Annotated in this window: 12 protein-coding genes; 5 read left to right on the plus strand and 7 right to left on the minus strand. The window is 64.7% G+C overall.

The features are described from left to right. Window positions 1–14: 14 nt before the first annotated feature. A complete protein-coding gene (locus tag MJ8_RS17920; protein ID WP_201410156.1) occupies window positions 15–743 on the plus strand; it encodes a flagellar biosynthetic protein FliO in 729 nt (242 codons plus the stop codon). 379 nt (window positions 744–1,122) lie between these two features. Here the strand turns inward: MJ8_RS17920 and dksA are convergent, their stop codons facing one another. Next, entirely contained in the window at window positions 1,123–1,539 is a 417-nt protein-coding gene (gene dksA / locus MJ8_RS17925; protein ID WP_040972254.1) for an RNA polymerase-binding protein DksA, read from the minus strand. A 244-nt stretch (window positions 1,540–1,783) separates the two neighbouring features. Between dksA and MJ8_RS17930 the strand changes: the two genes are divergently transcribed. The 4 genes from MJ8_RS17930 (at window position 1,784) to MJ8_RS17945 (ending at window position 5,556) form a co-directional block, all read left to right on the plus strand. Next, window positions 1,784–2,287, plus strand: coding sequence for a SixA phosphatase family protein (locus tag MJ8_RS17930; RefSeq protein WP_201410157.1), 504 nt, complete (start codon window positions 1,784–1,786; stop codon window positions 2,285–2,287). Between the two features lie 63 nt (window positions 2,288–2,350). Next, window positions 2,351–3,823 carry a YcjX family protein gene (locus MJ8_RS17935; RefSeq protein WP_201410158.1) on the plus strand — a complete coding sequence of 491 codons (1,473 nt, stop codon included), beginning with the start codon at window positions 2,351–2,353 and terminating at the stop codon, window positions 3,821–3,823. Beyond that, window positions 3,820–4,902, plus strand: coding sequence for a YcjF family protein (locus tag MJ8_RS17940; RefSeq protein WP_201410159.1), 1,083 nt, complete (start codon window positions 3,820–3,822; stop codon window positions 4,900–4,902). The genes MJ8_RS17935 and MJ8_RS17940 overlap by 4 nt, the downstream gene beginning before the upstream one ends. A 99-nt stretch (window positions 4,903–5,001) precedes the next feature. After that, the gene (locus MJ8_RS17945; RefSeq protein ID WP_201410160.1) at window positions 5,002–5,556 is read left to right on the plus strand and encodes a hypothetical protein; all 555 of its coding nucleotides are present in this window, start codon (window positions 5,002–5,004) and stop codon (window positions 5,554–5,556) included. 43 nt (window positions 5,557–5,599) lie between these two features. Here the strand turns inward: MJ8_RS17945 and MJ8_RS17950 are convergent, their stop codons facing one another. From MJ8_RS17950 to MJ8_RS17975, 6 genes are read right to left on the minus strand one after another with little or no spacing between them, the layout of a single operon-like run. After that, window positions 5,600–6,601, minus strand: a complete 1,002-nt coding sequence (locus MJ8_RS17950; protein ID WP_412177066.1) for an ABC transporter ATP-binding protein — start codon at window positions 6,599–6,601, stop codon at window positions 5,600–5,602. After that, the gene (locus MJ8_RS17955; protein WP_201410161.1) at window positions 6,598–7,557 is read right to left on the minus strand and encodes an ABC transporter ATP-binding protein; all 960 of its coding nucleotides are present in this window, start codon (window positions 7,555–7,557) and stop codon (window positions 6,598–6,600) included. The genes MJ8_RS17950 and MJ8_RS17955 overlap by 4 nt, the downstream gene beginning before the upstream one ends. Then, complete coding sequence (locus MJ8_RS17960; RefSeq protein WP_140750329.1) at window positions 7,554–8,525, minus strand: ABC transporter permease; 972 nt, start codon at window positions 8,523–8,525, stop codon at window positions 7,554–7,556. Before MJ8_RS17960 ends, MJ8_RS17955 begins: the two co-directional genes overlap by 4 nt. Beyond that, entirely contained in the window at window positions 8,525–9,520 is a 996-nt protein-coding gene (locus tag MJ8_RS17965; protein ID WP_052467826.1) for an ABC transporter permease, read from the minus strand. The genes MJ8_RS17960 and MJ8_RS17965 overlap by 1 nt, the downstream gene beginning before the upstream one ends. Window positions 9,521–9,579: 59 nt before the next feature. Continuing rightward, complete coding sequence (locus MJ8_RS17970; RefSeq protein WP_201410162.1) at window positions 9,580–11,241, minus strand: ABC transporter substrate-binding protein; 1,662 nt, start codon at window positions 11,239–11,241, stop codon at window positions 9,580–9,582. A gap of 17 nt (window positions 11,242–11,258) precedes the next feature. Continuing rightward, complete coding sequence (locus tag MJ8_RS17975; RefSeq protein WP_201410163.1) at window positions 11,259–12,164, minus strand: proline iminopeptidase-family hydrolase; 906 nt, start codon at window positions 12,162–12,164, stop codon at window positions 11,259–11,261. Between the last annotated feature and the right edge of the window lie 4 nt (window positions 12,165–12,168).

Below are 12,168 nucleotides of genomic sequence, written 5' to 3' on the forward strand. Positions count from 1 at the left end.
GATTGGGTGCACCGATGCTGCAGTGGCTGGATAGCGTGGCGGGTCCGGGTTATGTCGCTGCAATCCTGTGGACGTTCGCGGCGCTCATTTTGCTTGTCGTCGTCCTGCTCGTCATCAAGGTGGTGCGCAACCTGACCTTCGGCACCTTCGTGGCCGGCGGCAGGAACCGCAAGACGCGCCTTGCGGTCATGGACGCCACCGCCGTCGACAGCCATCGCAGGCTGGTGCTGGTACGCCGTGACGACATCGAGCACCTGATCCTGATCGGCGGACCGACCGATGTCGTAGTCGAGCGCGATATCCGGCTGGCAGCGCCTCGCCGCCCGGCGCTGACCGGCGACAGCGGCCAGCAGCAGGCAACCGCGGCCGCGAGGCCGCGCACGCCGCAGCCGGCGCCTCCGCCCGCCCCCGCGCCTGTCAGGCAACCGCCGCCCGCTACCCAGCCGGCTGCCGCCACGCGGCCGCGCGCGCCGGCGCCCGCTCCGGCGGCGCCCCAGCCGGCGGCGCCGAGCCAGCCGACGGCGAAGGTCATGCCGCTGCCGGGCTACGGGACGACGAATGGCAGCGCCAGATACACGCCGCCGCCCTCAAACGATTCCATCGACGACACGTTGATGCACGAACTGGAAACGTCTCTCGACGAGACGCACGCCCAGCCGGCGGCAAGCAAACCCGCGCCAAAGCCTTCCCTCGATGATGAGATGACCAAGCTGCTTGGCGAACTGGGCAACCACAAGCGCTGACCTGACGGCACGCCACGGGATTTTGACCGCCGCGATCGTCATTCCAGGGCGGAGCAGGAGCGGAGCTCCGTCGCGAAGACCCTGGAATCCATGCCGCTACCTTGGCCAAGGCGTGCAACGGAGCAGAATTCTGCACCGAGGCGGCGCCTTCCAGTCACGGAATGGATTCTATGGTCTGCGCGCGTCGCTTCGCTCCTTGCTCCGCCATAGAATGACGAGGTTGGGGCGGCTTCGACAATCCCAGCGTTTGCGCTGAAAAGGTGAAGCGCTTTAACGGCCGCTTGCCGTTGGAGGCGAACCTTTCCGCGCCCTGATGCCGAAAACAAAAATGGCCGGAAATCCGGCCATTCTCTACGTTTTCTTGCCTGTTCAGGTCGCGTCAGTCGTCGCGATAAACCTTTTCGCGGCGCTCATGGCGCTCCTGCGCCTCGATCGACAACGTAGCGATCGGACGCGCGTCGAGCCGCTTCAGCGCGATCGGCTCCCCGGTTTCCTCGCAATAGCCGTAGGTGCCTTCGTCGATGCGCTGGAGCGCGGAGTCGATCTTGGAGATGAGCTTGCGCTGGCGGTCGCGGGCGCGCAATTCGATGGCGCGGTCGGTTTCGGAGGAGGCGCGGTCGGCCAGGTCGGGGTGGTTTGCGTTTTCCTGCTGCAGGATTTCGAGGGTTTCGCGCGCTTCGCGCAGAATGTCGTTCTTCCAAGTGATAAGCTTTTGGCGGAAGTACGATTTTTGCCGTTCGTTCATGAACGGCTCGTCTTCGGAGGGTACGTAATCGGCGGTAACGATGTCGTTCATTCGACTCACCCAACAACCCCAAAATTTGGCGCCTATATATTCGGGGACAAGAGCCTGCACAAGCGCTAACGATGACAGTTTCACGCAATTGTTAGTCTCACATGGGCGGCTCCGACGACGACGTTGTTTCGACGGCAGAAAACGAATTCGCGCACGATTCGTTGCAGTCGCCGCATCGGCCATTGTGCAGGACATCGTTCTGGTGACTAATCGTGCTTTGATCCGAAGCGCCATGGGGGTCCAGTTGAGCAGGCTTTATCTGTTGCGGCATGCCAAAGCCGGCTGGGCGCTGCCCGGCGTGCGCGACTTCGACCGCCCGCTCGACGAATCGGGCATGGCCGATGCCGAAGCGATGGGAGAGGCCATGCGGGCCCGCAATTATGTGCCGGACGTCACGCTTTGCTCCAACGCCAAGCGGGCAAGGCAGACGCTGGAGGGTCTGGCGGGGCGCACCGACACCGGTCGGGTCCTGTTCTTTGACACGCTCTACAGCGAGGATGCGGCCGGCTATCTCGACATCATCCGCAAAAATGGCGGCGCCGACCATCTTCTGGTGATCGGCCACAATCCCATGACCGAGGACCTGGCCATGGCGGTGTCGGGCGACGGCGACGAGACGGCGCGCGGCATGATGAATCACGGTTTTCCGACCTCCGGCCTCGCCGTGGTGCGCTTTCCCGGCAATCTCGCGGAGGCGGCGCAAGGCAACGGCTATCTGGAAGCCTTTCTCACGCCCGCCGACCTTTGAGGCCATTTCAAACCCGCGGCCCAAAGCCTATATCGGGCGCGGACGCCCAACCAGAGGCCTGATTTGGCATCATCGCTCACCAATTTCACCGACGAGGCAAGAATTGCGCTCGACACGCTGTCGGGCCGCGCCGCTGGGCTCTTCTCTCCGTCATTGCGCCTTGGCGTCACCGGCCTCTCCCGTGCCGGCAAGACCGTGTTCATTTCCGCCCTCGTCCACAACCTCATCCATGGTGGACGCCTGCCGCTGTTCGAGGCGCAGAAATCCGGCCGCATCGCCCGCGCCTTCCTTGAGGAACAACCGGACGATGCCGTTCCGCGCTTCCAGTATGAGGACCATGTCGCGGCTCTGGTGAACGATCGCATCTGGCCGGACTCGACCCGCGCCATCTCCGAGCTCCGGCTCACCATCGAATATGAGTCGGCTTCGGGCTGGAACCGGTTGTTTTCAGCCGGAAAACTATCCATCGACATCGTCGACTATCCCGGTGAATGGCTGCTCGACCTGCCGCTGCTCGGCAAATCCTTCGCCGATTTTTCGCGCGAGGCGGTCGAACTGGCCGCCCTGCCCGTTCGTTCCGACCTGTCGCGGGCCTGGCGCGAGCTCGCTTCCACCGTCAATCCCGATGCCGACGCCGACGAGATGACGGCGCGCCGTCTCGCCGAGAGCTTCGCCGCCTATCTCAAGGCCTGCAAGCTCGACGACCGCGCGCTGTCGACGCTGCCGCCTGGACGTTTCCTGATGCCGGGCGATCTCGAAGGCTCGCCGGCGCTCACCTTCGCGCCGCTGATGACATTGGCGCAAGGCCGGCCGCGCTCCGGATCGCTGCAGGCGATGATGGAGCGCCGCTACGAGGCCTATAAGACGCATGTCGTCAAACCGTTCTTTCGCGAGCACATCACCCGCCTAGACCGGCAGATTGTGCTGATCGACGCCATGCAGGCGCTCAATGCCGGCCCGGCAGCAATGGCCGATCTGGAGCGCGCGGTCACCGACATCCTGTCCTGCTTCCGGCCCGGACGCGGCAATTTCCTCACCGATTTCTTCTCGCGCCGCATCGACCGCATCCTGGTTGCCGCGACCAAGGCGGACCATTTGCATCACGAAAGCCACGACCGGCTGCAGGCGATCGTGCGCCGGCTGACCGACCGGGCCGTGGCGCGGGCGAATTTCAGCGGCGCCGCCGTCGATGTCGTCGCCATGGCGGCGGTTCGCTCGACCCGCGAGGGCACGGTGAAACAAGGCCGCGAGACGCTGCCGGTCATCATCGGCACCCCGCTCAAGGGCGAGACGATCAACGGCGAAACGTTCGACGGAAAGGCCGAAACCGCTATATTCCCGGGTGATTTGCCGGAAAAGGTCGATGCGGTGTTCGACAGCTCCGGATCGCCACCCGACAGCGCCGAACCGGCGATCCGCTTCGTGCGTTTCCGTCCGCCGAAGCTCGAGCGCACCGCCGAAGGCGTCACGCTGTCCTTGCCGCATATCCGGCTCGACCGCGCGCTGCAGTTCCTGATCGGAGATCACCTGGCATGACCGCGCCCCGCAAACCGGCGGCCTTCCGCATCGAGCCCGCGACCGAGGCGCCGCCACAGCCACCGCGAAATCGCGTCGTCGAGGAGCAGCCGGCGCGCAGGCCACGTGCCGCGCGGGCCGACGTAGCGGTCGTGATCCCCTCGGAGGTCGACGTCTTCGACGAACCGGACATTGAGGCCGCGGCCCTGCCGCCGGCGACGGCGCCCCGGAAGCGTTCGCTGCTGGCGCGGCTGTTCCTCGGAGCCCTCAGCGTGCTCGTTTCGCTGGCGGTCGGCTTGTGGGCCGACCGGTTGATCCGCGACCTCTTTGCGCGCGCCGAGTGGCTCGGCTGGCTGGCGGCGGGCATGGCGGCGATCGCGCTGCTCTCCCTGCTCGTCATCCTTATCCGCGAATTTCTCGCCATCGCTCGCCTTGCCGAAGTCGAAAAGATGCAGAAACGGGCCCTCGAAGCCGTGGCCCGCGACGATCCCAAGGCGGCGCGCGCCCTGGTCGACGAGCTCTCGACCTTCGTCGCCGCAAAACCCGAGACCGCCGCCGGACGCCGTTCGCTCGCCGAATTGCGCGGCGAGATCATCGACGGCGCCAATCTGGTGCGGCTGGCCGAGACCGAGATCCTGTCGCCACTCGATGCCCGCGCAAAAATCATGATTCTGGAGGCGGCGAAGCGCGTGTCGCTCATAACGGCGGTCAGCCCCCGTGCGCTGGTCGACGTCGCCTATGTCGTCTTCGAGGCCGGGCGCCTGATCCGGCGGCTCTCCGAACTCTACGGCGGCCGTCCAGGCACGCTCGGCTTCTTCCGGCTGGCGCGCGGCGTGCTCGCGCATCTGGCGGTGACCGGCTCGATCGCCGTCGGCGACAGTTTCGTGCAGCAGATCGTCGGCCACGGCCTCGCCGCGAAGCTCTCGGCGAAACTCGGCGAAGGCGTGGTCAACGGCATGATGACGGCGCGCATCGGCATCGCGGCGATGGAGACCGCCCGCCCCTTGCCGTTCATCGCCGTCAAGCGCCCCGGCCTCGGCGATTTCCTCTCGGCGTTGACGTCCTTCGCGGCAAGAAAAGACGGTCAGTCGGACCAATAGGGTAAATGCGAAAACCTGGAGCAGTGACGAAGCATTAACCAATCTTCGCCATGGTCGATCAGGTCCCTAAAATAGACTCTGTCGTGCCGGGTGTCGTCCATGAGAAGCGTAATCTTGTCCTGCGTGCTGCTTGCGACGGTTGCGATTGCCGCGCCGCTCGTATCGGTGGAAAAGGCTTCCGCGGCGGAACCGGACAAGCAGTTCTTCCGCTCCGTCGAAGGCAGATGGGTCGGCCCCGGCGAGATCATCGCCGGCAAGTACAAGGGCACCAAATTCACCTGCGATTTCAACGGTTCGACGCCCGCCAGCAAGCTTGGCATGACACTTGACGGCGGCTGCAGGGTCGGCGTGTTCACGCAAAAGATGTCGGCGAGCGTCGAGCGCAAGGGCCGCGACGGTTACAGGGGCACCTTCATGGGCGGCTCGACCGAAAGCGGAATGGACATTGTCGGCGGCAATGTCGTCGACGCCCAGAAGGTCGTCTTCACCATCAACCGCAAGCAGCTGAACGGCGTCATGCAGGCGCGCGTGCCCGACGGCAATTCGATGACCGTGACGGTGGCCGTGCGCGTCAACGATCAGTTGGTGCCGGTCATCGGCATGAGCCTGAAGCGCGTCGACTCGGTCGAGGTCGGCGCCATCGCCAAGAACTGACCCGGCGCGGCCCGACAGCCGCGCCCCACCCAAGGAAGGCAGCTCATGTCAAGGTCGGGAAGTGGCAGGCCACTTTGCGGCCTGGACGATATTGCGTCAGTTCCGGCCGCTCGGAGCGGCAGCGGTCCGCCGCGATTGGGCATCGCGGATGGAAACGGCATCCGGACGGCGGCTTGAGCGGGCTCGGCACGTCGCCGGTGAGGATGATGCGCTTGCGGGTGCCCGTAGGCGTGGTTTCGACGACGGGAACGGCCGAGATCAGCGCCTGGCTGTAGGGATGGGCCGGCGTTGCAAAGACGTCTTCCGCCGGTCCTTCCTCGACGATCGAGCCGAGATACATGACCGCGATGCGGGTCGAGACCTGGCGCACGACGGAAAGGTCGTGGGCGATGAAGATATAGGTGAGCTTCAGCTTCTCCTGCAGGTCGGCGAGCAGATTGACGATCTGGGCCTGCACGGACACGTCGAGCGCGGACACCGGCTCGTCCAGAACGACGAGATCGGGATTCAACGCGATCGCCCGCGCGATGCCGACGCGCTGGCGCTGGCCGCCGGAGAACTCGTGCGGATAGCGCATCACATGGTCCGGCAGCAGTCCGACCAGCTCGAACAGCTCCGCCACCCGCGCGGCGATCTCTTTGGCCGAAAGCTTGCCATGGATGCGCAGTGGCTCGGCGACGAGGTCGCCGACGCGCCGGCGCGGGTTGAGCGAGGCCGACGGATCCTGAAAGACCATCTGCAGGCGTCGCCGCAGCGGCCTGAGCTCGGACAGAGACTTCGAGGTGATGTCATCGCCCTCGAACAGAAGCTTGCCGTCGGTGATGTCGTAGAGCCGAACCAGGCAGCGCGCCAGCGTGGACTTGCCGCATCCGGATTCGCCCACGAGGCCAACCGTCTCGCCGCGCCGCACGGTCAGCGAGACGTCGTCCACCGCATGGACGGTCCGCCTGCCCTCCGCGGAAAAGCGGGTGCCGATCGAAAACCGTTTTGCCAGCGAGCGCGTCTCGAGGATCGGCCGGTCGGCGTCAATCATTGCTTCGCTCATGCCTGTGCCACCCGAAAACATGCGGCAGCATGCGCGCCGCCGCCGAGACCCGGCCTGCCGCTCTCGCAAGGCTCGCAACGGACCGGACAGCGCGGACCGAAGGCGCAGCCTTGCGGCAGCCGCAGCAAGGAAGGCGGCGAGCCGGGGATCGCCGGCAGGCGGCGAGGTTTCTGGCCGGTCAGTGGTGGGATCGAGCCGAGCAGCGCGCGTGTATAAGGGTGCCGCGGATCGGAAAACAGCTCCGTGCGCGTGCCGCGTTCCACCACGCGGCCGGCATACATGACCATGACGCGGTCGGCGAGCTCGGAGACGACGCCCATGTCATGCGTGATGAAGACCACGGCCGACTTGTGCTTCGCCCGCAATTTGCGCACGAGGTCGAGGATACCGGCTTGCACCGTGACGTCGAGCGCGGTGGTCGGCTCGTCCGCGACCAGCAGCGCCGGATCGCAGGACAAGGCCATCGCGATCACCGCGCGCTGCCGCATGCCGCCGGAAAGCTGGTGCGGATAGCGCGACATCGCCTCGTGCGGATTGGGGAAATTCACCTCCGCCAGCAACTCTTCGACGCGCTCCATCGCCTTGGCCTTGCTGATGCCGCGATGCGCGCGAATCTGCTCGGCGATCTGCCAGCCGATCGTGTAGACCGGCGTCAGCGCCGTCATCGGATCCTGGAAGATCATCGCTATCTCGTTGCCGCGCAGGCGCCGCAGCTCGCGCGGCGGCAGGCCCACCAGCTCGCGGCCCTTGTAGCGGATCGAGCCTTCGATGGTGGCGTTCGGATCGGTGATGAGCCCCATGACGGCAAGCAGCGACACCGTCTTGCCCGAGCCGGATTCGCCGACGACGCCAAGGATCTCGCTTTCCTCGAGGTCGAAGGAAACGCCGTCGATGGCCCGCACCGGCCCGTCATGGGTGCGGAAGGACACTTTGAGATCGCGCACCGACAGGATCATGATGCCCTCAGGCGCGGATCGAGAAGGATGTAGACGAAATCGACGACCGCGTTGGCGATGACCACGAACATCGAGGCGTACATGACCGTCGCCATGATCATCGGCAGGTCGAGGTTCTGCAGCGCGTCATAGGTGAGCTTGCCGATGCCATGCAGGCCGAACACGACCTCGGTCAGAAGTGCCGAGCCGCCGACCAGAGCGCCGAAATCGAGGCCGAACAGCGTGACGAAGGCGATCAGCGACGTGCGCAAAGCATGGCGAAACAGGATGCGGGTCTCCGACAGGCCCTTGGCGCGGGCGGTGCGGATATAATCTTCCTGCATGGATTCGATGATGGCCGCGCGCAGCACGCGCCCGTAGATGCCGATATAGAGGATGGCCAGCGTGATCCATGGGATGACCAGCGTCAGGAACCAGCCCCTGGGGTCGTCGGAAAAGTTCTTGTAGCCGAGCGGCGGCACCCAAGAGAACGCCCAGCTGTCGTGATAGCGGCTCTGGGTGATCAGGTTCATCACCTCGCCCAGCCAGTAGACCGGCATGGAAATGCCGAGCAGGCCGAGAGCCATCAGGAGCTTGTCCAGCCAGCTGTCGCGGGTGGCCGCGGCGACGATGCCGATGATGATGGAGACAACCACCCACAGCACCGCAGCCCCGAACACCAGCGAAAGCGTGACGGGGATTGAGTCCATGACGGCCGGCACCACCTTCCAGCCGCGGTTGACGAAGGAGGTCAGGTCGCCGGTGACGAAGATCTTCTCCATCATGCGCGTGTATTGCACATAGAGCGGCTGGTCGAAGCCGAAGCTGTGGCGCACCGCCGCCAGCACTTCGGGCGACGCGTTGCGGCCGGCGATGCGCGCGGCGGGATCGGCGCCGGGCGTGGCGAAGAAGATCAGGAAGACGATGACCGAGATGCCGAACATCACGAACAGCATCTGACCGAAACGGCGCAGGATCGCGTAAATCATCAGTCGCGCCCCAGCCGGACCTTGGAGCGCGGGTCGAGCGCGTCGCGCAGACCGTCGCCGAATACATTGAGCGCCATGACCGAAACGGCGATCGCCAGGCCGGGCACTAGCGCCACCAGCGGCCGCGTGTAGAGCAGCGCCTGCCCGTCCTGGATGATGGTACCCCAGCTCGCAGCCGGCGGCTGCACGCCGATCGACAGGAACGAAAGCGCCGATTCCGTCAGCATGTTCAAGGCCATCATCAGCGGCACGAAGACGATGAGCGTGGTGGTGATGTTGGGCAGGATATCGCGCAGCAGGATGCGCCAGCCCGGCACGCCCAGATTGATTGCGGCGAGCACGAACTCGCTGTGGCGCAGCGCCAGAACCTGCCCGCGGATGGGACGCGCGACATAAGGTATATAGACAATGCCTATGATGATGATCGGCAGCCATAGGCTGCCCGACTGGATCTCGATCGGCCCGATCGCGATGCCTTGCGCGATGGTGACGATGGAAAGCGAGATCGCCAGCAGATAGATGGGGAACGCCCAGAGCACGTCCAGCAGGCGCGACAGCACCGTGTCGGTGATGCCGCCGAAATAGCCGGCGATCAATCCCGCCAACGTGCCGAAGATCAGCGTGAAGATGGTGGCCGCGCCGGCGATCAGCAGCGAGTTGAGCCCGCCATAGAGCAATCTCGCCATGACGTCCCGCCCCTGGCTGTCGGCGCCGAGGAAGTAATTGCCGAGCCGCCAGGTCGGACCGATCGGCGTGTAGCCAAGCCCCAGTCCCTCGGTCGACTGTTCCATCACCGGAACGTCCGCGCCGTCGATCTGGATGACGGCGTCGAGTGTCGAGGCGAAAGGATCCGTACCCGCCCATTTCGCGTAGAGCGGCGCGCTGAAACAGGCGAGAACGATGATGAGGAACACGGCCAGGGACGCCATGGCGGCCCTGTCCGTTGCCAGCTTCGCAAACGCGACGGCCCAGGGCCCTCGCGTCTTGCGCGGCATGGCGGCGACTTGGCTGGACACGATGTGCCTTCCGCTGTTCGTTACTGCACCCAGGCCCCTTACTGCACCCAGGATTGCGTGATAATCCAGTTGAACTGCGGGTTGAACTTGAAATTGCCGATGCGCTTGCTGACGAAATCAAGCCGCTTCGGCGTGAACAGACCGACCGCCGGCGCCTTGTCGGTGACCTGCTTGTCGATCGCCGCCCACATTTTGTCGGCCGCCTTCTGGTCGGTCACGCCAAGATCCAGCGCCTTCTGCATCTGCGCGTCGATGTCCTTGTCGCAGAAGCCGGAGATGTTGATCGAGGCGTCGGAGCCTTCGCGGAAGGACGCGCAGCTGAACAGGATGTTCAGGAAGTCCGACGCCGCGGGGTAGTCCTTGTACCACTGGGTGACGGACATCTGCACTTTGTTGTTGGTGTTCTGGATATAGGTGAACTGCAGGTTGGACGAGATCGGCTTGACGTCGGCGACGTAGCCGATGTTGGTCAGCACGCTCTGCAGATAGACGCCGATCGACCGCGAGATCGCTGTATCCTCGACGATGATGGTCACCTTCTGGCCCTTGGTGCCCGATTCCTCGACGAGTTGCTTGGCCTTGTCGACATCCGGAGCCGACCATTTGGCGCCAGGGTTCTTGGTGAAGGGGCAATAGTCCTCATGTCCGGGGAAGTCCGGCGGCAGGACCTGGCAGACCGGCGAGGCCAGCACCTTGCCGCCGAACAGCTTCACCAGCGTGTTGCGATCGACCGCATAGGCGACGGCCTGGCGGGCCTTTTCATTGTCGAATGGAGCCATGCGGGTGTTAAGCGGCGCGTACCACCAGGCCGAAAGCGGCGAGATGTGCAGCTGGTCCATGGACTTGCTGCCGAGTTCGCCGAGACGGTCGCTGGGCAGCGCGTCGAACATCCAGTCCGCTTCGCCGTTCTGGATCGCTGTCACGGCCGCCTCTTCCGACAGGCCGAAATCATACTGCACGACATCCGGATAGCCGTCCGGCTGTGCTTCCTCGCTCCACTGCTTGAAATTGGGATTGCGGGAGACCGTCATGCCCTTGTTGGGATCGAAGGCCGAGATCATGTAGGGACCGGTGCTGGGGATCGGCTTGGAGCCCATATCCTCCGCCGGCGTGTCCGCCGGCAGGATCACGGCATGCGGCAAGGCAAGCTTGTAGAGGATCTCGGCGTCCGGCTTGGTGAGATTGAGCGTGATCGTGCCGGCCGCCTCGTCGGCGACGACGCCGCCTTCCAGCGTGCAGCTCTTGGTGTCGGCCAGGCATTTGTCGGCGCCGACGATGCCGGCATAGAATGTGCCGGAGGTCGGCCCGGAGACCTTGAAGATGCGCTGGAACGAGGCAACGACGTCCTTCACGCCGAGGTCCTGGCCGTTGGAGAACTTGATGCCCTTGCGCAGCTTGAAGGTGAAGGTCTTGCCGTCATTGCTGACCGTGGGCAGCGCCTCGGCCAGGTCAGGAACGATGCTGAAACCCTCGACGCCCTCGGCCTTGCGGAAGGCGACCAGGCCGTCATAGATCGGCTGGTACATCTGCCAGCCCTGGTCCGTGTAGTTGATATGCGGATCGAGCGTTCCGGCCGCCGATCGGGCGAGCAGGCGAATGGTGCCGCCGCGGTGCTCCTTGAGATATTCGGCATGCGCCGGAGCGAGCCACGAGCCGGCCAGCAATGCGGCGGCCGACGCCGCCAAAAGCAGTTTCTTCATGTCGTCATTCCCCTTTTTCAGTTTTCGTTGTCGTCCAAGAAGTCTCCCACCACCCGCATGCAGAGATCCTGCTCCTCGACATGCGGCATGTGGCTGGAATGCTCGAATATCTGCCAGCGCGATCCCTTGATGCCGTCCTTGAAGGGCTGCACGGTCGCGGGTGTGGCTTCGTCGTAACGGCCGGAGATGAGGAGTGTCGGAACCTCGATGGCCGGCAGGCGGTCGATGACGCTCCAGCTCTTCAGCGTGCCGATGACGTGGAATTCGTTCGGACCGTTCATCACATTGTAGACGGTCGGATTGCGCACGATCTGGGCGAAAGTCTCCGTCACCTCGGGCGGGAACGGCACGACCCGGCAGACATGCCGTTCGTAGAACCGCATCGTCGCTTCCTGGTAGGCCGGATCGTCCGTCGTGCCGGCCTGTTCGTGCTCCGTCAGCGTCTCCCGCACGTCCTTGGGCAGATCGGCCCGCAGCCGGTTGGCTTCCTCGACCCAAAGCTTCATGGAGGCCGGCGAGTTGGCGATGGTCAGCGACTTCAGGCCTTTCGGCCGGGTCACGCCATATTCGGCGCCCAGCATGCCGCCCCAGCTCTGACCCAGCACATGGAAGCGGTCGCGGATACCGAGATGATCGACGAGGTTTTCCAGTTCGTCGATGAACAGCTGGGGCGTCCAGAAATCGGCGCCCTTTTCCGGCAGCAAGGTGGAATTGCCGCAGCCCAATTGGTCGTAGTGGATGACAGCGCGGCCGTCCCGGGCGAGAAGCTTGTAGGCGTCGACATAATTATGCGCGGCGCCCGGTCCGCCATGCAGGATCACCACCGGAGCCTTGCCGGCATCGAGCTCGCCGCTGATCCGATACCAGGTTTCGTAGGCGCCGAATCCGGCCCGCCCCTCCTTGCTGACGATCTCGGACGGCATCCCG

Source organism: Mesorhizobium sp. J8, from assembly GCF_016591715.1.
Classification (GTDB): Bacteria; Pseudomonadota; Alphaproteobacteria; order Rhizobiales; family Rhizobiaceae; genus Mesorhizobium.

Bases quoted from the DNA above. Each gene is read 5' to 3' on its own strand.
- MJ8_RS17920 (WP_201410156.1), top strand. From the start codon at position 15: ATGCTGCAGTGGCTGGATAGCGTGGCGGGTCCGGGTTATGTCGCTGCA.
- dksA (WP_040972254.1), bottom strand. From the start codon at position 1,539: ATGAACGACATCGTTACCGCCGATTACGTACCCTCCGAAGACGAGCCG.
- MJ8_RS17940 (WP_201410159.1), top strand. From the start codon at position 3,820: ATGACCGCGCCCCGCAAACCGGCGGCCTTCCGCATCGAGCCCGCGACC.
- MJ8_RS17945 (WP_201410160.1), top strand. From the start codon at position 5,002: ATGAGAAGCGTAATCTTGTCCTGCGTGCTGCTTGCGACGGTTGCGATT.
- MJ8_RS17950 (WP_412177066.1), bottom strand. From the start codon at position 6,601: ATGAGCGAAGCAATGATTGACGCCGACCGGCCGATCCTCGAGACGCGC.
- MJ8_RS17955 (WP_201410161.1), bottom strand. From the start codon at position 7,557: ATGATCCTGTCGGTGCGCGATCTCAAAGTGTCCTTCCGCACCCATGAC.
- MJ8_RS17960 (WP_140750329.1), bottom strand. From the start codon at position 8,525: ATGATTTACGCGATCCTGCGCCGTTTCGGTCAGATGCTGTTCGTGATG.
- MJ8_RS17965 (WP_052467826.1), bottom strand. From the start codon at position 9,520: ATGCCGCGCAAGACGCGAGGGCCCTGGGCCGTCGCGTTTGCGAAGCTG.
- MJ8_RS17970 (WP_201410162.1), bottom strand. From the start codon at position 11,241: ATGAAGAAACTGCTTTTGGCGGCGTCGGCCGCCGCATTGCTGGCCGGC.
- MJ8_RS17975 (WP_201410163.1), bottom strand. From the start codon at position 12,164: ATGCCGTCCGAGATCGTCAGCAAGGAGGGGCGGGCCGGATTCGGCGCC.